Source organism: Pimelobacter simplex (assembly GCF_900114845.1).
In the GTDB taxonomy this organism is placed as follows: Bacteria; Actinomycetota; Actinomycetes; order Propionibacteriales; family Nocardioidaceae; genus Nocardioides; species Nocardioides simplex.
In genome coordinates, this window is the sequence record NZ_FOUK01000001.1 from 824,703 (window position 1) to 844,377 (window position 19,675).

Annotated in this window: 16 protein-coding genes; 12 read left to right on the forward strand and 4 right to left on the reverse strand. The window is 74.8% G+C overall.

From position 1 onward, the window contains the following. Positions 1–16: 16 nt before the first annotated feature. Positions 17–790, forward strand: a complete 774-nt coding sequence (locus tag BM223_RS03925; RefSeq protein WP_075018460.1) for an SDR family oxidoreductase — start codon at positions 17–19, stop codon at positions 788–790. Between the two features lie 9 nt (positions 791–799). Here BM223_RS03925 and BM223_RS03930 read toward each other — a convergent pair whose 3' ends face one another. Next, a complete protein-coding gene (locus BM223_RS03930; protein ID WP_200887014.1) occupies positions 800–2,755 on the reverse strand; it encodes an oxidoreductase in 1,956 nt (651 codons plus the stop codon). Between the two features lie 106 nt (positions 2,756–2,861). On the opposite strand from BM223_RS03930, the gene BM223_RS03935 reads away from it, so the two are divergent. Genes BM223_RS03935 through BM223_RS03945 form a run of 3 tightly spaced genes read left to right on the forward strand, consistent with a single transcriptional unit; the run spans position 2,862 to position 7,129 of the window. Next, positions 2,862–4,934 (forward strand): acyl-CoA dehydrogenase family protein, encoded by a 2,073-nt coding sequence (locus BM223_RS03935; protein ID WP_038681475.1) that lies wholly within the window; start codon positions 2,862–2,864, stop codon positions 4,932–4,934. 2 nt (positions 4,935–4,936) lie between these two features. After that, on the forward strand, positions 4,937–6,058 hold the full coding sequence (locus tag BM223_RS03940; protein WP_038685259.1) for a nitronate monooxygenase: 1,122 nt from the start codon (positions 4,937–4,939) through the stop codon (positions 6,056–6,058). A gap of 60 nt (positions 6,059–6,118) precedes the next feature. Beyond that, positions 6,119–7,129 (forward strand): LLM class flavin-dependent oxidoreductase, encoded by a 1,011-nt coding sequence (locus BM223_RS03945; RefSeq protein ID WP_038681473.1) that lies wholly within the window; start codon positions 6,119–6,121, stop codon positions 7,127–7,129. 162 nt (positions 7,130–7,291) lie between these two features. Here the strand turns inward: BM223_RS03945 and BM223_RS03950 are convergent, their stop codons facing one another. From BM223_RS03950 to BM223_RS03960, 3 genes are all read right to left on the reverse strand, one after another. Beyond that, positions 7,292–8,317 (reverse strand): type IV toxin-antitoxin system AbiEi family antitoxin domain-containing protein, encoded by a 1,026-nt coding sequence (locus BM223_RS03950; RefSeq protein ID WP_038681472.1) that lies wholly within the window; start codon positions 8,315–8,317, stop codon positions 7,292–7,294. Positions 8,318–8,616: 299 nt separating this feature from the next. Next, complete coding sequence (locus BM223_RS03955) at positions 8,617–9,102, reverse strand: nuclear transport factor 2 family protein (protein WP_038681470.1); 486 nt, start codon at positions 9,100–9,102, stop codon at positions 8,617–8,619. Further along, entirely contained in the window at positions 9,099–10,331 is a 1,233-nt protein-coding gene (locus tag BM223_RS03960; protein ID WP_038681468.1) for an NAD(P)/FAD-dependent oxidoreductase, read from the reverse strand. Before BM223_RS03960 ends, BM223_RS03955 begins: the two co-directional genes overlap by 4 nt. A gap of 112 nt (positions 10,332–10,443) precedes the next feature. Between BM223_RS03960 and BM223_RS03965 the strand changes: the two genes are divergently transcribed. Genes BM223_RS03965 through BM223_RS04000 form a run of 8 tightly spaced genes read left to right on the forward strand, consistent with a single transcriptional unit; the run spans position 10,444 to position 19,546 of the window. Next, a complete protein-coding gene (locus BM223_RS03965) occupies positions 10,444–11,895 on the forward strand; it encodes an aldehyde dehydrogenase (RefSeq protein ID WP_075018461.1) in 1,452 nt (483 codons plus the stop codon). Next, positions 11,892–12,761: an SDR family oxidoreductase gene (locus tag BM223_RS03970; RefSeq protein ID WP_038681466.1), complete on the forward strand. Its 870-nt coding sequence runs from the start codon at positions 11,892–11,894 to the stop codon at positions 12,759–12,761. The genes BM223_RS03965 and BM223_RS03970 overlap by 4 nt, the downstream gene beginning before the upstream one ends. A gap of 21 nt (positions 12,762–12,782) precedes the next feature. Further along, positions 12,783–14,879, forward strand: a complete 2,097-nt coding sequence (locus tag BM223_RS03975) for an acetate--CoA ligase family protein (RefSeq protein ID WP_200887013.1) — start codon at positions 12,783–12,785, stop codon at positions 14,877–14,879. 33 nt (positions 14,880–14,912) lie between these two features. Beyond that, positions 14,913–15,698 carry an SDR family NAD(P)-dependent oxidoreductase gene (locus BM223_RS03980; RefSeq protein ID WP_038681461.1) on the forward strand — a complete coding sequence of 262 codons (786 nt, stop codon included), beginning with the start codon at positions 14,913–14,915 and terminating at the stop codon, positions 15,696–15,698. A 10-nt stretch (positions 15,699–15,708) separates the two neighbouring features. Continuing rightward, positions 15,709–16,062: a DUF202 domain-containing protein gene (locus tag BM223_RS03985; protein WP_075018462.1), complete on the forward strand. Its 354-nt coding sequence runs from the start codon at positions 15,709–15,711 to the stop codon at positions 16,060–16,062. A 3-nt stretch (positions 16,063–16,065) separates the two neighbouring features. Continuing rightward, positions 16,066–16,341 (forward strand): DUF202 domain-containing protein, encoded by a 276-nt coding sequence (locus BM223_RS03990; RefSeq protein WP_038681458.1) that lies wholly within the window; start codon positions 16,066–16,068, stop codon positions 16,339–16,341. Continuing rightward, entirely contained in the window at positions 16,338–18,683 is a 2,346-nt protein-coding gene (locus tag BM223_RS29660; RefSeq protein WP_038681456.1) for an arylsulfatase, read from the forward strand. The genes BM223_RS03990 and BM223_RS29660 overlap by 4 nt, the downstream gene beginning before the upstream one ends. Then, positions 18,680–19,546 (forward strand): formylglycine-generating enzyme family protein, encoded by an 867-nt coding sequence (locus tag BM223_RS04000; RefSeq protein WP_038681454.1) that lies wholly within the window; start codon positions 18,680–18,682, stop codon positions 19,544–19,546. The genes BM223_RS29660 and BM223_RS04000 overlap by 4 nt, the downstream gene beginning before the upstream one ends. The last annotated feature ends 129 nt before the right edge of the window (positions 19,547–19,675 follow it).

The window sequence follows — 19,675 nt, forward strand, 5'->3', positions numbered from 1 at the left end:
ATCGAGGAGAAGTCCCATGTCCCAGAGCCCGTCGGTCGCCCTGGTCACCGGAGGTGCGCGCGGCATCGGCGCCGCGCTCGTGGAGCGGATCGTCGTCCAGGGCGGGCAGGTCGTCGTCGCCGACGTCGACGAGCGCGCGGGGCGGGCGCTCGTCGGGCGGCTCCGGGGCGGCGCCCGGTTCGTGCCCTGCGACGTGACCGACGAGCGGCAGGTCGCGGACGCGGTCGACGCCGCCGCGGCGCTCGGCGCGGTCGACGCCGTCTTCGCCAACGCCGGCGTGGTCGGCGTGACCGGCCGGATCGAGGAGACGGCGCTCGCCGACTTCCGGAGGACGACGGACCTGCTGCTGACGAGCGTCTTCCTCACCGTCAAGCACGCGGTCCGGGTGATGCGGCCGCAGGCGCACGGTGCGATCGTGTGCACGGCGAGCGTCGCCAGCGTCCGCGGTGGTCTCGGCCCCCACGTCTACACCGCCGCGAAGCACGCGGTGAAGGGGCTGGTCGAGTCGGTCGCGGTCGAGGTCGCGCCGTACGGGCTGCGGATCAACGCGGTCGCGCCGGGCGGCACGGTGAGCTCGCTGTCGGCCGGGCTGATGGGCGACGCCGACGACCTCGCGACGCCGTACCGGCGGCTGGCGGAGGCGTCGTCGAGCGGCGTCCCGACGACGGCGGATGACGTCGCGGCCGCCGCGCTCTTCCTGGCCGGCGCGGCCCGGGTCAACGGCGCCTGCCTGGTCGTCGACGGCGGGGACGACGTCCCTGCCGCCAAGGGCCGGAGCTACTACGGCTGAGCCGCGCGGCTACAGCGTGAGGGCGAGCTCGCGGGCCTGGCCGGTGGCGAACACCAGGCGGCGCGGTGCGTAGGCGTCGCCGACGACGTCCGCCGCGATGCCCGCGGCGTGGAGCGCGTCGAGCAGCCCGGTGTCGGGCACCGCGCCGCACGCGAGCACCACGCTGTCGATCCCGGTGAGCACCTGGGTGCGGCCCGAGTAGACGTTGCGCAGCGTGACCCGGTCGGGCTCGATCAGCGTGGGCTGCTCGGAGGCGCGCAGCACCACGCCGCCCGCGTCGAGCCGGCCGAGCACCGAGCCGAGCAGGTAGCGGCTGACCAGGGGTGCCGGGCCGGTGGTGCCGTGCACGAGGGTGACCCGGTGGCCGCGCTCGGCGAGGTGGTCGGCGACCGAGAGCGGCGGCAGGTGGTCGTCCTGCGCGACGACGAGCACGTGCGCGCCGCTCGCCGGCACGGTCGCGCCGGTGAGCACGTCGACCGCGGTGTGCACGTGCGGGAGGTCCGCGCCGGGCAGTGCGGGACGCCGTGGCGTGGCCCCCGTGGCGACGACGACCCGGTCGGCGCCGAACGCGCGGACGTCGGCGACCGTGGCCCCGCGGCCGGTCGCGACCGTGACGCCGGCGCGGGCGAGCCGGCGCTCCTGCCAGGCCAGGTAGGCGAGGTGGTCGTCGTGGCGCGGGGCCCGGGCGGCCACCCGGAGCTGGCCCCCGAGGACCGCGTCGCGCTCCCAGAGGGTGACGTCGTGGCCGCGCTCGGCCGCGATCCCGGCGACCTCCATCCCGGCCGGGCCGCCGCCGACCACCAGCACCCGGCGTCGTACGTCGGCCGGTCGCTGCGCGCGGTCGGCCTCCTTGCCCGCGGCGGGGTTGACTGCGCACGAGAAGGGGGTGCCCTCGACGATGCGCCGGCTGATGCACTCGTTGCCGCCGACGCAGGGACGGATGTCCTCGGTGCGCCCCTCGCGCGCCTTCACGAGCAGCTCGCCGTCGGCGATCATCGCGCGGGCCATGCCGACGAGGTCGGCGTGCCCGGCCGCCAGGACCTCCTCGGCGACGTCGGGTCCGGTGACCCGCCCGGTGTAGACCACGGGAAGTCCGACGGCGGCCTTGACCCGGCCGGCCAGCGCGGACCACTCGGCGGGCCGGTGGTGGTGGGACTGGATGTAGCTCGGGTTGCCCCAGGGGCTGCCGATCGCGCAGCTGAGGTAGTCGACCAGGCCGCTCGCCTCCAGCGCGCGGGCGATCGCGACCGCCCCGTCGGGCCCGTCGACGCCGTAGCCACCGGGCTCCTCCTCGCGCAGGTTGATCCGGACCCCGACGATCCGGTCGGGGCCGACGGCCTCGCGCAGCGCCGCGAGGATGCGCAGGGGGAAGCGGAGCCGGCCGGCCAGGTCGCCGCCGTACTCGTCGGTGCGGTGGTTGGTCAGCGGCGAGAGGAAGTACTCGAGCATGTCGTCGTGGTTGAGGTGCAGCTCGACGCCGTCGGCCCCCGCAGCCGCGACCTGCCGCGCGCCGTGCGCGTACTCCTCGACGAACCAGTCGATCTCGGCGCGGGTCAGGCCGTGGGGGACCTGGTTGACGACCGGTCCGCTCAGCGCCGGTGAGGCGGCGTGCGGCATGCCGCCCTGCAGGATCATCTGGACGGTGAGGATCGTGTCGTCGGCGTGCAGCAGGTCGGCGAGCCGGCCCACCCGGTCGAGGAAGTACGGCTGGCGGAAGTGGCCGTCGCGCTGGGCGCCCACCCCGGTGGGCTCGAAGCCGGGGATGAGGTGGTTGCGCACGTGCGCGGAGACGCCGTCCACCCAGCCGGCCGAGGTCCGGGCCGCCCAGTAGCCCAGGTGCCGCTCGGCCTCCGCGTCGCTGCCCCACAGGCTGGAGACCACGTGCGCGTGCGGCGGCAGCACGACCCGGTTCTTGACCGTGCGGGAGCCGATCCGGACCGGGGCGAAGAGGTGGGGGAACGACATGGAGGACTCGCTTTCTGGTCGCGGACCTGTGACCTCGACCATGACTATGGTATTCATAGATAGGACGAGCGCGGCAAGAGCCGGCGGTGAGGAGCGGGGGACGGACATGGCCGAGGTGGACGACTTCCGGGACGCCGTGGCGGGGGTGCTCGACGGGCTCTGGCCCGCGGCGGTCGACGTCGCGACGGGCGACGCGACGAAGGTCGCCGAGGCCGCCGTCCAGCAGGGCTGGCTCCAGCTCGGCCCCGAGGGCGCTGCCGACTACCTCGTCGCCGCCGTGCGCACGCTGGGGCGTCGTGCCTGCCCGCTGCCCCTCGCCGACGCGTACGTCGCCAGCCGGCTCCTGCCCGACCACGCGGACGCCATCGGTGCCGGCGAGGTCCGGCCCGTCGTCGTCCTCGGCGCCGGACCCCTGATCGTCGACGACGCCGCCACGTCCTCCCACGTGCTCGTCGTCGACACCCTCACCGGTGCGCTCACCCTGCGGGAGATCGACGGCGCCGAGCCGCTCGACGGGCTGGCCCGTCCGGCGTGGCGCCGGCTCACCCCGGGTGCCGTCGTGGCCGAGCGCACGGTCGCGCCCGCCGCCGTCGCCGAGGCCGTCGCCGTGCTGCGCCTGGGCGTCGCTGCCCGCGCGGTCGCCGCCGCCGGCCGGGCGCACGAGCTCGCCGTCGAGCACGCGAAGGTGCGCCGCCAGTTCGGCCGGGTGATCGGCGCGTTCGGCGCCGTCCAGCAGCGGGTGGCGGCCGGCCAGATCGACCTGTCCGCCAGCGAGGCGCTCGTCGACGAGGCCGTCGGCGCGCTGCTCGCCGGCCGCGACGACGCCCCGCTCGCCGCGGCCCTGGCCGCCCGGCACGCGCGGACCGCCGCGCAGCGTGTGCTGGCCGGCGCCCAGCACACGCTCGGCGCGGTCGGCTTCTTCGAGGAGCACGACGCCGCCTGGCTCTTCCGCCGGGTGCACACCGACCTCACCCACCTCGGCAGCGGCGGCCTCGACGACCGCCGCGACGACGGCGTGGCCGGCCGCCTGCTCGCCGGCGAGGCACTCCCGCACTTCCACCTCGGTGCGCGCGCCGAGGCGTTCCGCGACGAGGTCCGCGCACTGCTCGACCGGCACCGGAGCGGCGACGGGTACGACGTCGAGGCACTGCGTCAGGAGATGGACGAGCAGTCCCTGCTCGCCCTCAACTGGCCTGCGGAGCACGGCGGCCGCGCGGTCGAGGTCGAGGAGCAGGTGGTGCTCCACGAGGAGATGAAGTACGCCGGCGGCCCGGTCGACCGCGCGATGAGCGCGACCATGCTCATCGGGCACTCGCTGCTGCGCCACGGGACGCCGGAGCAGAAGGCGCAGTTCCTGCCGCTCCTGCACGCCGGGCAGATGGCGTTCTGCCTCGGCTACTCCGAGCCCGAGGCCGGCTCCGACCTCGCCTCGCTGCGCACCCGCGCGGTCCGCGACGACGACGGCGACGGCTGGGTGATCGACGGGCAGAAGCTGTGGACCACCCGCGGGCAGACTGCCTCGCACGTGTGGCTCGCCGTCCGGACCGACCCCGACGCCACGCCCCGCCACGCGGGCATCACGATCTTCCTCGTCCCGATGGACACGCCGGGGATCACCGTCCAGCAGCATGTCGCGCTGTCGGGCGAGATCTCCTGCACGGTCTTCTACGACGGCGTGCGGGTGCCCGACAGCGCGCGGGTCGGAGAGGTGCACGGCGGCTGGAAGGTCATCACCGACGCGCTCACCGCCGAGCGGGTCGTGATGGGCGGCGTGGCCGCGACGCTGCGCCGGCACTTCGACGAGACGCTCGCGCTGCTCCGGGCCCGGGTCGCGGCCGGCGGCGAGGTCGACGCGCTCGACCGGGACCGGATCGCCTGGGTCGCCGCCCGGCTGCAGGCCGCGCGCGCCCTCGTGCTGCGCGCGACCCGGTCGATGGACGGCAGCGGCAGCGGCAGCGCCGCCGATGCCCGCATCGCCGGGCCGATGGCCGCGGTGCTCAGCGGCGACCTCGCCGAGGAGCTCGGTCGCACCTGCCTCGACGTCCTCGGTCCGGAGGCCGCGCTCGCCGGTCGCTACGACGCCGCGATCCGGGTCGCGCCCATGTACGTCATCGGCGGCGGCACCAACGACATCCAGCGGGGGATCATCGCCCGCGGCCTCGGCCTGCCCCGGGAGTGACCGTGCGGACCGCGTTCACCGACCTCGTCGGCACCACGCAGCCGCTCGTCGGCTTCAGCCGCTCACCCGGCGTGGTGGCGGAGGTGTCGCGCGCCGGTGGGCTCGGGGTGCTGGCGGCGACGGCGTACCGGCCCGACGAGCTCGACGCCCAGCTGACCTGGATCGAGCAGCGGACCGGCGGGGCGCCGTACGGCGTCGACCTGCTGGTGCCGGCGGGGACCAGCGACGCCGCGACCGACCAGCGGCGCCGGATCCCGCAGCAGCACTGGGACTTCGTGGCCGAGCTGCTCGCGCGCCACGACCTCGACCCGGCCCGGTTGCGCGCGGCGCCCGGTGCCGACAGCACCGCCCACGCGATCGCGCCGGGCGGCGTCGACGAGCTCCTCGACGTCACCTTCGCGCACCCGGTGGCGCTCGTCGCCAACGCGCTCGGCCCGCCCCCGCCGTCGATGGTCGAGCGGGCGCACGCCGTCGGTGTCGTCGTCGCCGCGCTCGTCGGCCGGCGCGAGCACGCCGAGCGGCAGCTCGCCGCGGGCGTCGACGTCCTCGTCGCGCAGGGGACCGAGGCCGGCGGGCACACCGGCTCGATCGCCACCATGGTGCTCACCCCCGAGATCGTCGCCCTAGCGGACGACGTCCCGGTGCTCGCCGCCGGCGGCATCGCCTCCGGCGAACAGCTCGCGGCCGCCCTCGCGCTCGGCGCCGCCGGTGCGTGGTGCGGCTCGGTCTGGCTGGCGACCCGCGAGGACATCACGCCCGACCCGGTCAAGCGCAAGCTCCTCGCCGCGGGCAGCCACGGCACCGTCCGCTCCCGCACCCGGACCGGCAAGCCCGCCCGCCAGCTGCGCAGCGCCTGGCACGACGCCTGGGAGGCGCCCGGCGCCCCCGAGCCGCTCGCCATGCCGCTCCAGGTGCTCCTCGCCAAGGACGCCTGGGCCGTCATCGACGGGGCCGCCGCGGCGGGGCACGCGGGCGCGCAGGAGCTCGAGTCGTTCTTCGTCGGGCAGGTGGTCGGCGGGCTCGCCGAGCTGCGGCCGACCGCCGACGTCGTCGCCGGGATGCTCGCCGACTGCGCGACCCGTCTGCGGGCGCTGGCCGGCCTGGTCGACGTCCCCACGGGCTGAGTGCCCGGCCCCGCCACCACCCACGATCCGGCATCATCGGAACCAACCAGGAGCAGGAAAATGACGTTGAAGTTCGGCCTCGCCATCATGAACGACTTCCCGCCGGGCGTCGTGCCCGCGTCGCGGGTGTCGATGCTGCGGGAGCAGGTGCGCGCCGCTGCCGACGCCGGCATCTCCTCGATCTGGGTGCTGCAGCACTACCTGGGCAGCATGCCGACCCTCCAGCCGGTGCCGCTGCTGTCGGCGCTCGCCCAGGACGCCGGGGAGATGACGCTCGGCACCAACATGTTCATCCTCCCGCTGCGCCACCCGGTCGAGGTCGCCGAGGAGTTCGCCACCCTCGACCACCTCACCGGCGGTCGTGCCGTGGCCGGTTTCGGCATGGGCTACCGCGAGAACGAGTTCGCCGCCTTCGGCATCCCGATGGACGACCGCGTCGGCCGCTACGACGAGAGCGTGCGCCTGATCCGCCAGCTGTGGAGCGGCGAGCAGGTCACCTTCGAGGGCGAGCACTTCCAGGTCGTCGACGAGAAGATCAGCCTGACCCCCGTCCAGCCCGGCGGTCCGCAGGTCTGGATCGGCGCGGGACCCCACAAGAAGGGCGCCGAGCGCGCCGCCCGCCTCGGCGACGCCTGGATCGTGCCGCCCCACGTGACCCCGGAGCGGCTCGCCGTCGTCCTCGGCCACTACCGCGCCGAGCGCGAGCGGCTCGGCAAGGAGACCTCCGAGCTGGTGGTGCGCCGCGAGCTCGTCCTCGACGACGACCGCGACCGCGCCCGCGCGATCGGCCAGGCCGCCCGCGGCGCCCTCACCGCCAAGTACGCCGCCTACAACGCCCCCCAGCAGGGCGATGCCTACCGCCACCTCCAGACCGACCAGGCCGCCACCGAGGTCGCCGACGCGTCGTACCTCTTCACCGACCCGGCCTCCGCCGTCCTCGCCCTCAAGGACCTCGAGGCCCAGGGCCTCACCCACATCGTGCTGCGCATGCAGTGGTACGAGCTCGGCCAGGACCAGGTCCTCGCCACCCTCGAGAAGTTCAAGAACGAGGTCCTCCCCGCGTTCCGGTGAGCGCGCTTGTAACTACGTGTTCAGACGTCTACCTGGGGTGTCGACCGCCCGGGTAGATGCCTGAATGCCCGGGTAGATGCCGGCAGGCCCGGGTAGACGCGCGCGCCCGGGTAGAGGTGGGCGCGCCGAGTCGCCGGCGCACGAGGGAGGGCGCGTCAGGTGTCAGGCGCTGCGACGGTCGCCGTGGCGCTGGCGGATTCCCTCGGCCTCCTCGCGGAGCTCCGCCGCCAGCCTCGACCCGAACCGGGTCACCGACTCGCGGTGGTCCCGCGTCAGCCGCGCGATCGCCTCGGTACGACGGGCGCCCCACAGGTCGGCCCAGATCACCCGGGTGACGACGAGCCCGCGGTCGGCGATCGCGCGCTCACGCACCTTCTCGTCCCGCAGCGAACGTTCCGGGTCCGTCGCGAGGCCGCCGGCCTCCACAGGCCGGTACTTCCCGAAGCCGTCGGCCTCGATCACGTGGTTGCCGACGCGCAGGTCGCACCAGAACACGCCGCGGACGGTACGGACCGGGAACTGGGTCTCCGGCGGACCGATGCCCGACTCGATCACCAGCTCGCGCGTGAGCGATTCGAGCGCCGTCTCGGCACCGCGATCGGCAAGATCGACCGCTGCCCGCGCCGCTCGGACGCCGGGCCAGTTGCGCATCCGCGCGTACGCCGCTCGCAGGTCGTCGTGGCTGTGTCCTCGGCGCAGCGCTGCATCGCAGGCGACGAGGCCCGCGCGGATCCCGTGCTCGCGAGCGACGTCGACGGCGGTCCGGGCCGCGTCGAGCGTCCGAACGCCGTCGATCTCGAGGACCTGGTGCTGCTCGAAGGCCGCGAGGTGATGCTTGACGCCGTTCTCGGTCCAGGCGTTGGTCCAGCCGGGCCGGGTGAGGTGGACGAGCTGGGCCTCGCGCCGGAGAACCGGCATCCCGAGGACGTGGCAGGCCGAGTCGTGGCTGAGCACCCACCCTCGCCGGGCCGCCATGCCGGCAGCGATGGCGCGCAGGCGCGGCTGGCCGACGTACTCGTCGAGGGACCGCCAGCGCTCGGCCGTGGTGTAGATCCCGCGACGGAGGAGGACCCACTCGCCGCGGCGCAGCATGGCGCGGATGTCGCCGGGGCTGGTGCCGCGGTCGAGCGCTTGGTTCCGGGTGATCAGGCCGCGGGACGCCACGATGGCGAGGAGCTGCGGGTGCATGGAGAAAGGTTGGGCTCCCGCGGGGCTCGGCGCCAGGGGTGGTGCGTGGGCCTGTGGATGACCGCGGTGCTCGGGTGCGGGAGGGGCGGTGACGGGTGTCTGTTGGCGCTGCGAGACCGGACGTCGTCGTCGGCGGCGTGGCGTCGTCGGCGTGGTCGTCGACGGCGGTGTGGCCTCGTCAGCGTGGCCGTCGCGGCGCGCTACCGGCCGCGCGTCTACCAGGGTGTTCGTACGACTGCCCGGGTGTTGGTGCATCTACCCGGGCGGTCGACACCCCGGGTAGTGCTCTGAACACGTAGTTACAAGCGCGGCGGCGCCGGCCAGCCGGTGGTGAGGTCGGTGGCGAGGTGGGGGGTGATGGTCTTGTGGCGGAAGCGGGGGACGCCGGCGGTGATCTCGACGAGGTCGAGGTAGGTGCCCCAGCCGAGGGCGCTGGTGGTGCTCTCACGGGCGGTGAACACGAAGTACGACGCGACCTCGACCAGGCCGGGGGCTTGGGGGCGGGTGCGGACGTTCATGATGAAGTGCCGCTTCTCGGAGGCGCCGGGGCCGAGGCGGTCGCGGTAGAAGGCGGTGACGGCGTCGCGGCCCGCGAAGTCGCCGGCCGGGACGGAGAGGACGCCGTCGTCGGTGAAGAGGGCGGCGACGGCCTCGGGGGTGGGGTCGTCGAGCACCTCGGCGTAGGCGTGGAGGAGGTTGCGGGCGAGCTCGGCCTCCTCGAGCCGGGCCACCCGGGCGGCCAGGGCGGCGAGGTCGGTGAGGTCGGTGGGGTCGGGGGTGGTCATGCGGTCACCTTCTTCCGGTCCCAGGGTGCCAGGGCGACGAGCTCCGCCAGCGGTACGGCGTCCGCGACCGCCGCCCGGCAGCGCATCAGTCCGGCCGGGATCCCGGCGCCGGAGACCGCGCGGACCCGGCCGTCCGCGACGTGGGCGGCGAGGAAGACGCCGTCGTCGAGGGAGCCGGTGAGGAGGACGACGTCGTCGCCGGGACGGGGCAGGCCGAGGCACTGGAGCTTGGTGTCGTACTGGTCGCTCCACATGTAGGGGAGCTCGGTGTGCGCCTTCGGGGCGTCGCCGCGCAGGGTGGCGAGGATGTTGCCGGCGACGGTGGCGGCGAGGTCGCCGGCGGCCGTCCAGTGCTCGATCCGGAGCCGGCCGGTGCCGCGCGGGTCGGCCACGGAGGCGATGTCGCCGACCGCCCAGATGCCGGGGACGGAGGCGGCGCCGTGGGCATCGACGGCGACGCCGTCGTCGAGGGCGAGGCCCGAGGCGGCGAGCCAGTCGGTGTCGGGGGCGCCGCCGACCGCGGCGACGACGAGGTCGGTGGCCCACTGGGTGCCGTCGTCGAGGCGCACGCCGCGGACCCGGCCCTCGGGGGCGGTGAGCTCGGCGACCGAGCGCCCGAGGTGGAGTCCGACGCCGTGCGCGCGGTGCAGGCCGGCGACCACGGCGCCGACCTCGTCGCCGACGACGCGGCACAGCGGCTGGGGGAGCGGGTCGACCAGGTCGACGGCGATCCCGCGGCCGCGCAGGCTCGCGGCGATCTCGCTGCCGAGCACGCCGGCGCCGACGACGGTGGCGTGGATGGCCCCGTCGGCGGCGGCCCGGATCGCGAGGCAGTCGCCGAAGGTGCGCAGGGTGTGGACGCCTGCCAGGCCGGCCCAGGCCGGCACGGTGCGGGCAAGCAGTCCGGTCGCGAGGACGACGTGGTCGGCGGTCAGGGTGGTGCCGTCGGAGAAGGTGAGGCTCCGGGCGCCGGCGTCGAGCGCGGTGGCCCGGACGCCGAGCCGCAGGTCGAGGTCGAGCTCGGCGATCCGCTCCGCGCTCCGGAGCAGGGGCGGCGCGGGCTCGTCGGCTCCGCTCAGCAGCCCCTTGGACAGCGGCGGCCGGTCGTAGGGGAGGTGCTGCTCGGCGCCGACCAGGGTGAGGGAGCCGTCGTACCCGCCCCGGCGCAGGCGCTCCGCGGTCCGGAGGCCGGCGAGGCCGGCGCCGACGATCACGACACGTGCTTGCATGGACTCACTCCTGGTTCTGTGGCTGGCGTCACGCTGAACGATACGGTATGTTTCATTATCAGCAATAGACACCCGCGAGGCGACCTCGTCGCCAGAGGGAGGCGCACACCTCATGTCGTTGACCGATCGGCCGGAGCTCTTCATCGGCGGTACCTGGCAGGCGCCCCGGGGCGGTGAGGTGATCGAGGTCCGCAACCCCGCCACCCGCGCGCTCGTGGGCCGCGCCGCCCTGGCCTCACCGGCCGACGTGGACGCCGCGGTCGGCGCCGCCCGCACCTCGTTCGACTCCGGCGTCTGGTCCCGCGCGACCCCCGAGGAGCGCGCGGCCGTGCTGCACCGGGCCGCCGACCACCTCGAGAAGCGCGCGGCCGACCTCGCCGTCAGCATCACCTCCGAGCTCGGCTGCCCGCTGTGGTTCAGCGAGATGGCCCACGTGCCCAACCCGATCCGGCACACGCGCTACTACGCCGACCACGCGCGGACGTTCGCGTACGACGAGGTGCGCTCCGACGGCCGCAACGCCAGCCTGGTCACCCAGGAGCCGGTGGGCGTCGTCGCCGCGATCACCCCCTGGAACGGCCCGCTCAGCACGCCCTCGCTCAAGATCGCGCCGGCCCTCGCCGCAGGCTGCTCGGTCGTGCTCAAGCCGCCGCCCGAGACGCCGCTGACGGCCTACGCCTTCGCCGACGCGCTGCTCGAGGCCGGCCTGCCCGAAGGCGTCCTCAGCATCATCCCGGGCGACCGGGAGGCCGGCGCGCACCTGGTCGAGCACGCCGACGTCGACAAGATCGCGTTCACCGGCAGCAGCCTGGCCGGCAAGCAGATCATGGCCACGGCCGCGCAGCGCGTCGCCCGGGTCACCCTCGAGCTGGGCGGCAAGTCCGCCGCGATCGTCCTCGACGACGCCGACATCTCCGCCGTCGTCCCGGCACTGCTGCCGATGGCGATGATGGTCAACGGCCAGGCGTGCATCGCGCAGACCCGGGTCCTGGTGCCGCGCTCGCGGCAGAAGGAGCTCGTCGACGCGCTCGCCGATGCCATGGCCGCGCAGAAGGTCGGCGACCCGATGGCCGCCGACACCAAGATCGGGCCGATGGTCAGCGAGCGCCAGCGTGACCGGGTCGCCGGCTACATCACGATCGGCCGCCAGGAGGGCGCCCGCGTGGTGACCGGTGGCGAGACCCTGCCGCTGCCGCCCGAGCTGGCCGGCGGCTGGTTCGTGCCGCCGACGCTGCTCGCCGACGTCGACAACGGCATGCGGGTGGCCCAGGAGGAGATCTTCGGGCCCGTCGTCGCCGTCATCGCGTACGACGACGTCGACGACGCCGTCCGGATCGCCAACGACTCCGTCTACGGGCTCTCCGGCTCGGTCTGGAGCTCGGACGACGGCCGCGCCGTCGAGGTCGCGCGCCGGGTCCGGACGGGCATGGTCAGCATCAACGGCCGCCCGCAGGCCTACGGCTCGCCGTTCGGCGGCTACAAGCAGTCGGGCATCGGCCGCGAGATGGGCCCGGAGGGCTTCGCGGCCTTCCTCGAGACCAAGTCGATCGCGGTCGGGCTGTGACCGGTCCGGCCGGTCGCCTGGCCGGCAAGGTCGCCGTCGTCACCGGCGGCGCGAGCGGCATCGGTGCGGGCACGGTCCGGGCGTTCCACGCCGAGGGCGCGCGGGTCGTCGTCGCCGACGTGCAGGCCGAGGCCGGTGCGGCGCTCGTGGCCGAGCTCGGCGAGCGGACCCTGTTCCACCGTACCGACGTGCGCGACGAGGCGTCGGTGCGCGACCTGGTCGACACCGCCGTCGCGCACTTCGGGCGCCTCGACATCATGTTCAACAACGCTGGGATCATCGGTGCCGTCGGCCCGATCGACCGCACCCGCATGGACGACGCCGACCTCACCGTCGCGGTCAACCTCCGCGGCGTGCTGCTCGGCATGAAGCACGCCGCGCGGGTGATGAAGCCCCAGGGCTCGGGCGTCATCATCTCGACGTCGAGCCCGGCCGGCGTCATGGGCGGTGTGGGCGCGCACGTCTACAGCGCCGTCAAGGCCGGCGTGATCGGCCTGTCGAACTCGGTCGCCGCCGAGCTGCGCCCCTACGGCGTGCGCGCCAACGTGGTGATCCCCGGTGCGGTCGTCTCCGCGATGACCGCCGACCTCGTCGCCGGCGGTGCCGCCGACCTTGACGGTGCCGCGGCCGCGCTCGACCGCTCGCGCTACATGGGCCGCCCGCTGCAGCCCGCCGACGTCGCCGCCGGCGTGGTCTACCTGGCCAGCGACGACGCGGCCCTGGTCACCGGCGTCGTGCTGCCGATCGACGCCGGGATGACCGGCGCCGGCGGACCGTCCCCCATGGCCGACGACAAGTACGCCGACCAGGCCGGCCGCCGCGAGGCGGGCCGCCGGGTGGGCGATCCCGATCCCCAGGAGGTGTGACTGGTGGTCACCCCCGCGTCCGTGGACGCACTACTCAACCCCCGCACGTTCGCGCTCATCGGTGCCAGCGACAAGTCGACGTTCTCGACCCTGCTGCACCAGAACCTGGTGGCGGCCGGGCACGAGGAACACACCTTCCTCGTCAACCCGCGCCGGACCGAGGTGCACGGGCGCACGACGTACCCGAGCTGCGTGGCGGTGGGTCGCACGATCGACCTGGTCCACGTGATGGTCCCGGCTGCCGCAGCCGCCGACGCGCTGCGCGATGCCGCGGCCGCCGGCGCGCGCGCCGCGGTGGTGCTGAGCTCGGGCTGGTCCGAGACCGGTCCCGAGGGACGTGCGCGCCAGGACGAGCTGGCCGCCCTGGCCGGCGAGCTGGGCATCGCGATGCTCGGCCCCAACGTGCTGGGCCTGGTCAACGTCGCCGCGGGCATCCCGGCGATGGCGCTCTCCGACCCGCCGACCGAGCCCGGGCCGGTCGCCCTCATCTCCCAGAGCGGCGCGAGCTGCGGGGCGATGAAGGAGTTCGCCGCGATGGCGGGCGTCGGCCTCTCGCACGTGCTCACCGTGGGCAACGAGGCGATGGTGACCGTCGGGCACCTCGTCGACGCGCTCGTCGACGACCCGCAGGTCCGCGCCCTGGCGATCTTCATGGAGAGCATCAAGCAGCCCGAGGTCTTCGCCGCGGCTGCCCGCCGCGCGGCCGATGCGGGCAAGGCGGTCGTCGTCCTCAAGGCGGGACGCAGCGAGCTCGCCGCACGAGCCGCCGCGTCGCACACCGGCGCCCTGGTCGGCGACGACCGCGTGGTCGACGCGATGCTCGCCGACCTCGGCGTGGTCCGGGTCGACACCGTCGAGGAGATGCTGGTGACCGCGGGCATCGCCGCCCACACCGGGCCGCTCGCCCGAGCCGGGATCGGCGTCGTCTCGATCTCCGGTGGTGCCTGCGACATCGTCGCCGACCTGGCCGAGGCCGTCGGGGGCGAGCTGCCCGAGCTGTCCGCCGCCACCACGGCCGCGCTGCAGGAGCGGATGCCCGACTTCGGCCACGCGCACAACCCGCTCGACATCACGGGCGCCGCGATCATCGACCCCACGCTGTGGACCGATTCGATCGCGGCGGTCGGCACCGACCCCTCGGTCGGCGCCGTGCTGGCGATCAACAGCCTGCCCTGGCGCGAGGACGGCCGTCCCTTCTACGGCCAGAAGTACGTCGACGCGATCGGCGCCGGCGCGGCGCAGGCCGGCGTCCCGGTGCTCTACGTGACCCAGACCAGCCAGCCGGTCGGCCCGCAGACGCGCGAGGTGCTGCGCTCCGGGGGCGTCGGGCACGTCGTGCCCGGCCTGCGCCTGGCCGTCGACGGCGTCGCCCGGATCGCCGCGTGGTCGGCCCGCCGAGAGCTGCCGCGGCCCGAGGCCACCGCGGTCGCTATCCCCGCTGTCGCTGCCGAGCCGCTCTCCGAGGCCGCCGCGCGCGACCTGCTCGTCGCCGCCGGCGTGCCCGTGGTCCCGTCGTGGCACGTGCGCTCGGCCGACGAGGCCGCCAAGGCCGCGGCCGAGTGCGGGTCGGCGGTCGCGCTCAAGATCGTCTCGCCCGACATCGGGCACAAGAGCGACATCGGCGGGGTCCGCCTGGGTGTCGAGCCCGGCGCCGCCGCCGCGACGTACGACGAGGTGGTCGCCGCGTGCGCGGCCGCCCGCCCCGACGCGCGCCTCGACGGCGTCCTGGTCTCGCCGATGCGGGCCCCGGCCACCGAGCTGCTGGTGGGCGTGACCCGCGACCCCGACTGGGGCCTGCTGCTCGCGGTTGGCTTCGGCGGCGTGCTCGTCGAGGTGCTCGACGACGTCGTGCTCGCTCCGCTGCCCGCCGACGAGGCGACCGTGCTCCGGATGCTCGCCCGGCTGCGCGGCACCGCGCTGCTCGACGGCGTCCGGGGCCGTCCCACCGCCGACCGGGAGGCCGTCGCCGCGGCCGTGGCCGGCATCGGCCGGCTCGCCGCGGCTCTCGCCGAGCAGCACGGCGACGCCTTCGACGCGCTCGAGGTGAACCCGCTGCGCGTCGACGGGACGGCCGTCGAGGCCCTCGACGCGCTCGTCACCTGGCGCCACGACGACTGAGCTCCACCGACCACCACCAACCGAGGAGATCCCGTGCAGGACAAGCGTGTGCTCGTGACCGGCGCCGCCCAGGGGATGGGCCGCGAGATCGCGATCGAGATGGCCCGCCAGGGCGCGGCCTACGTGACCGTCGCCGACATCGCGGTCGAGGGGGCCGAGGAGACGCTCGCCCTGGTCGAGCAGGCCGGCGGCAAGGGCCAGGTGGTCCGGGTCGACCTCACCGACATGGCCGACGTGCGCGCGATGGTCGCGACCGCGACCGAGGGCGCCGGCGGCCTCGACACCCTGGTCAACAACGCGGGCGTCATCGACTCCGCGTTCACGCCCGACAAGGCGAGCGTCGACCTCCTGCCCGAGGAGGTCTGGGACCGGGTGATGGACATCAACGTCAAGGCGGTCTACGTCGCGACGCAGGCCGCGGCACCCGCCCTGCGCGCATCGAACCGCGGCCCGTCGATCGTCAACGCGGCCTCGGTCGCGGGGCTGACCGGCTACGCGTCGCCGGCGTACACGGCGAGCAAGGGCGCCGTCGTGCAGCTCACCCGGTCGACGGCGATCTCGCTGTCGCCCGAGGTCCGCTGCAACGCCTTCGCGCCCGGCTCGATCGAGACGCCGATGGCCCTCGAGAAGATCGCGTCCGCGCCCGACCCCGTCGCGCAGGAGCGGTTCATGACCGGTGCCCACCTGATCCCCCGCTTCGGACGGCCTGGCGAGGTCGCCCAGGTGGTGTGCTTCCTGGCCTCCGACGCGGCGTCGTTCCTGACCGGCGTCATCCTTCCCGTGGACGGCGGCACGATGGCCTGGCGCGGTCTGCGATGACCGGCCTGCGATGACCGCTCCGCGCACCGGGCCGGCCAACGGGGGAGCCGTCGACTATCGAGTGACGCTCGCCAACGAACGCACCTTCCTCGCCTGGACCCGCACCGCACTGGCGGGTGCGGCGGCATCGGTCGCCGTGACGCAGCTGGTCGATGCCGGCGACCCGTGGGTCCGCACCGGGCTCGCCGTGCTGCTCGGCCTCGGCGCGCTCGCCGGGGTGATGTGGGCGCTGCGCCGTTGGCGCGCGGTCGAGATCGCCACCCGGACCGGCGCGCCGATCACCACCCGGGGCCCCTGGGCCGTCACCGCTGTGACGGTCGCCGTCGCCTGCGGTGCCGTCGTCCTGGCGCTCGGGGCGCGCTGAGCGATGTCCGCCGCGACGTACGACGCGAGCCGCTCCGCCGAGCGCACCGCCCTGGCCTGGCAGCGGACCCTGCTGGCCGCCGTCCTCGTCGCGCTGGTGCCGCTGCACGACCTGAGCGGCGCGGCCTGGCCGGTGCTGTCGTTGTCCGGTGCCGTGGCGGTGCTGGTCGCGCTCGCCGTCGCCCGGGCCACCGCGATCCCCTTCGTCTCCACCTGCGTGGTCGCTGCCGACTGCGTGCTCGCCCTCGCCACTGCTCTCGTCCCTGGAGGAAGCCGATGACCGGACCTACCCCCGCCCCCTTCGAGCCCTACCGCGACTGGCCGGGCACGGCCCGCACGACGATGGCCGAGTCCACGCCCTGGTGGCCGGAGCGACCGCGGGCCCGGGCCGGCAGCCCCAACGTGATCGTCGTCCTCGCCGACGACCTCGGTTTCTCGGACGTCGGCTGCTTCGGCTCCGAGATCCCGACCCCGCACCTCGACCGGACGGCGGAGGACGGCGTCCGCTACACCAACTTCCGGGTGACGCCCCTGTGCTCGCCCACGAGGGCGGCCCTGATGACCGGGCTCAACGCCCACGCTGCGGGCATCGGGTTCCCGACGCAGATCGACCCGGGCTTCCCCGGCTACGTCTCGGAGCTGCCGGTCGACCAGCCGGTGCTGCCCGAGGTCTTCCGTGCCAACGGCTACGCGACGCTGATGGTCGGCAAGTGGCACCTGTGCCGCGAGGACGACTTCAGCGAGGCCGGCAGCCGGCACAACTGGCCGCTCCAGCGCGGGTTCGACCAGTTCTACGGCTTCCTCGAGGCGCTGACCGACTTCCATCACCCGCACCGGCTCTACGAGGGCAACTCGGTGGTCCACGTCGACGAGTACCCCGACGGCTACTACCTCACCGACGACCTCACCGACCGGGCCGAGCGGATGATCCGCGAGGTGCGCGCCGCCGACGCCGACAAGCCGTTCTTCCTCTACTTCTCGCACGGCGCCGTGCACGCGCCGATGCACGCGAAGGCCGACGACATCGCCGAGCACCGCGGCCGGTACGACGAGGGCTGGGACGTCGTCCGCGAGCGACGTCTCGCTCGCCAGGTCGAGCTGGGCGTCATGCCGCCGGGCACCGAGCTGCCGCCGCGCAACTCCGAGGCCGGCCACGACGTCCGGGCCTGGAGCGAGCTCAACGCGACCGAGCGCGCCGTCCACGCCCGGCACATGGAGGTCTACGCGGCGATGGTCGCCTCGCTCGACCGCAGCCTGGGCCGGCTGCGGGCGCTCCTCGCCGAGCTCGGCGAGCTCGACAACACCGTGATCGTGTTCAGCAGCGACAACGGCGCGGCTCGGCTGACCGACCAGCCGCGCCCGGCGCCGTCGTGGGCGAGCGGCGACGACACCGGCACCGCGACCTACTTCGGCTACATGCAGAGCCCCGGCGTGCCGCCGGCGGTCGACGAGGACCTGCCCGCCCGGCTCGACGAGCTCGGCGGCCCGACCACCTGGCCGCACTACCCGCGCGGCTGGGCGATGGCCTGCAACACGCCCTTCCGGCTCTACAAGTTCAGCACGCTGCGCGGTGGTCAGCAGTCGCCGTTCATCCTGTCGTGGCCGGCCGGGATCGCGCAGCGCGGCGCCGTGCTGCGCCGCCAGTACGCCCACATCACCGACGTGTTGCCCACCCTGGTCGAGCTGATCGGGCTCGAGCTGCCCGTCCAGCGCGAGGGCCGGCCGGCGTCCGCGCTGGCCGGAACCAGTCTGGTGCCGACGATCGCCGACCCGGACGCGCCGAGCGGGCACACCGAGCAGTACACCGAGTGCGTCGGCAACCGCGGCTACTACCGCGACGGGTGGGAGGCCGCGACCCACCGCCGGCCCGGCGTCCCGTTCAGCCAGGAGGAGTGGCAGCTCTTCGCCCCCGACGACCCCACCCAGCGCCGCAACGTCGCGGGGGAGCACCCGGACAAGGTGGTCGAGCTCAAGGCGGCGTTCGACGAGGCCGCCTGGGCCAACCAGGTCTACCCGCTCGACGAGGGCTCGGGGGTCAAGCACCTCCAGCACCCGCCGCGGCCCGCACCCCGCCCGCTGCGGATCCTGGCCGGCACGCCGACCCTGGAGCGGCACCACGCCAGCATGCTCGTCCAGGGCACCCGCTGGTCGGTCGACGTCGACTGGGCCTACACGCCCGGCGATGAGGGCATCGTGCTCGCGCACGGGGGCCAGGCCGGCGGCTACCAGCTGTGGGTCGAGGACGGCGCCCTGTGGTTCGAGCAGAATCAGTACGGCGACCCGCACCGCTTCGGCCCGGTGCCTCTCGACGCGCCCTCGTCGGCGCTCGAGCTGCGCGTCGAGGTCACCGACGGCCGGTGGACTGCGACCGTGCTCGTCGACGGGACCGAGCGGCTCGTCGTCCCCGGCCTGATCCGGTTCCTCAGCTTCCTGCCGTTCGAGGGCATCGACGTCGGCATCTGCCGCCGCTCGCCGGTCTCATGGGAGCTCTACCAGCGCCGCCGCTCGTTCCCCTTCACCGGCACGCTCCGCGCGGTGACCTACCGCCCGGACCCGGACAGCTGGGAGCAGCTGGCGGCCCGTGCCGAGCAGGCCCGCGAGCTGGGGCTCGGACTGCAGTGAGCGGCGCCGAGCGGGTCCGGGTACCCGGCGGCAGGTTCGCGATGGGCGACGACCGCTTCTACGCCGAGGAGGCGCCGGTCGTCACGGCCGAGGTCGCCGCGCTCGCCGTGGACGTCGCGCCGGTGACCAACCGCCGCTTCGCCGCCTTCGTCGATGCGACCGGGCACGTCACCACCGCAGAGCGGCCGCTCTCCGGGCTGGCCGCGCTGGGCCGCTCGGCAGCGGACGTCGCCCCCGCCTCGGCCGTCTTCGTGCTGCCCACCGGGCCGGTGGACCTCGCTGAGGTCACCTGGTGGCGCCTCGTGCCGGGTGCCTGCTGGCACGCGCCGGAGGGCCCGGGCAGCGACCTGGACGGGCGGCTCGACCACCCCGTCGTGCACGTGAGCGCCGAGGACGCCCTGGCGTTCGCGGCCTGGGACGGCGGCCGGCTGCCCACCGAGGCCGAGTGGGAGCACGCCGCGCGCGGCGGTTCCGCGACGGCGTACCCGTGGGGTGAGGAGGCGCGGCCAGACGGGGTCGCGGTGCCCGCCGTGGTGTGGGGGAGCGGCTTCCCGACCCGGCTGCCGGCCGGCGGCTGGGGCACCCGGCCGGTCGGCGCCCATCCGGCCAACGGCTTCGGCCTGGTCGACGTGGTGGGCCAGGTGTGGGAGTGGACGACGACGCCGTACGCCGGCTCGCACACGCCCTGCTGCGCGCCGCCCGCGGACCCGCTGGCGCCCCGCCGACCCGACCTCGTGCTCAAGGGGGGATCCTTCCTGTGCGCCGACGAGTACTGCCACCGCTACCGGCCCGCGGCGCGGATCCCGATGGAGCCCGGGTCGTCCTCGGCGAACGTCGGGTTCCGGGTCGTGCAGAATTCATGAGCATGGTCTCTTGACGGCAGCCAAATCTAGGTTAATGATTATGCAGGTCGTGACGCGCGTCACGGCGTCGCACGGCCCCTGAGGGGGCGGGACAGCAGGACGGAGATTCTGGCTCATGACGGGAATTCT

What these genes read in the sequence shown, in the direction of transcription:
- BM223_RS29660 (WP_038681456.1), top strand. Translation starts at nt 16,338, where the DNA reads ATGACCGGACCTACCCCCGCCCCCTTCGAGCCCTACCGCGACTGGCCG.
- BM223_RS03985 (WP_075018462.1), top strand. Translation starts at nt 15,709, where the DNA reads ATGACCGCTCCGCGCACCGGGCCGGCCAACGGGGGAGCCGTCGACTAT.
- BM223_RS03950 (WP_038681472.1), bottom strand. Translation starts at nt 8,317, where the DNA reads ATGCACCCGCAGCTCCTCGCCATCGTGGCGTCCCGCGGCCTGATCACC.
- BM223_RS03960 (WP_038681468.1), bottom strand. Translation starts at nt 10,331, where the DNA reads ATGCAAGCACGTGTCGTGATCGTCGGCGCCGGCCTCGCCGGCCTCCGG.
- BM223_RS03935 (WP_038681475.1), top strand. Translation starts at nt 2,862, where the DNA reads ATGGCCGAGGTGGACGACTTCCGGGACGCCGTGGCGGGGGTGCTCGAC.
- BM223_RS03955 (WP_038681470.1), bottom strand. Translation starts at nt 9,102, where the DNA reads ATGACCACCCCCGACCCCACCGACCTCACCGACCTCGCCGCCCTGGCC.
- BM223_RS03930 (WP_200887014.1), bottom strand. Translation starts at nt 2,755, where the DNA reads ATGTCGTTCCCCCACCTCTTCGCCCCGGTCCGGATCGGCTCCCGCACG.
- BM223_RS03925 (WP_075018460.1), top strand. Translation starts at nt 17, where the DNA reads ATGTCCCAGAGCCCGTCGGTCGCCCTGGTCACCGGAGGTGCGCGCGGC.
- BM223_RS03990 (WP_038681458.1), top strand. Translation starts at nt 16,066, where the DNA reads ATGTCCGCCGCGACGTACGACGCGAGCCGCTCCGCCGAGCGCACCGCC.
- BM223_RS03965 (WP_075018461.1), top strand. Translation starts at nt 10,444, where the DNA reads ATGTCGTTGACCGATCGGCCGGAGCTCTTCATCGGCGGTACCTGGCAG.
- BM223_RS03945 (WP_038681473.1), top strand. Translation starts at nt 6,119, where the DNA reads ATGACGTTGAAGTTCGGCCTCGCCATCATGAACGACTTCCCGCCGGGC.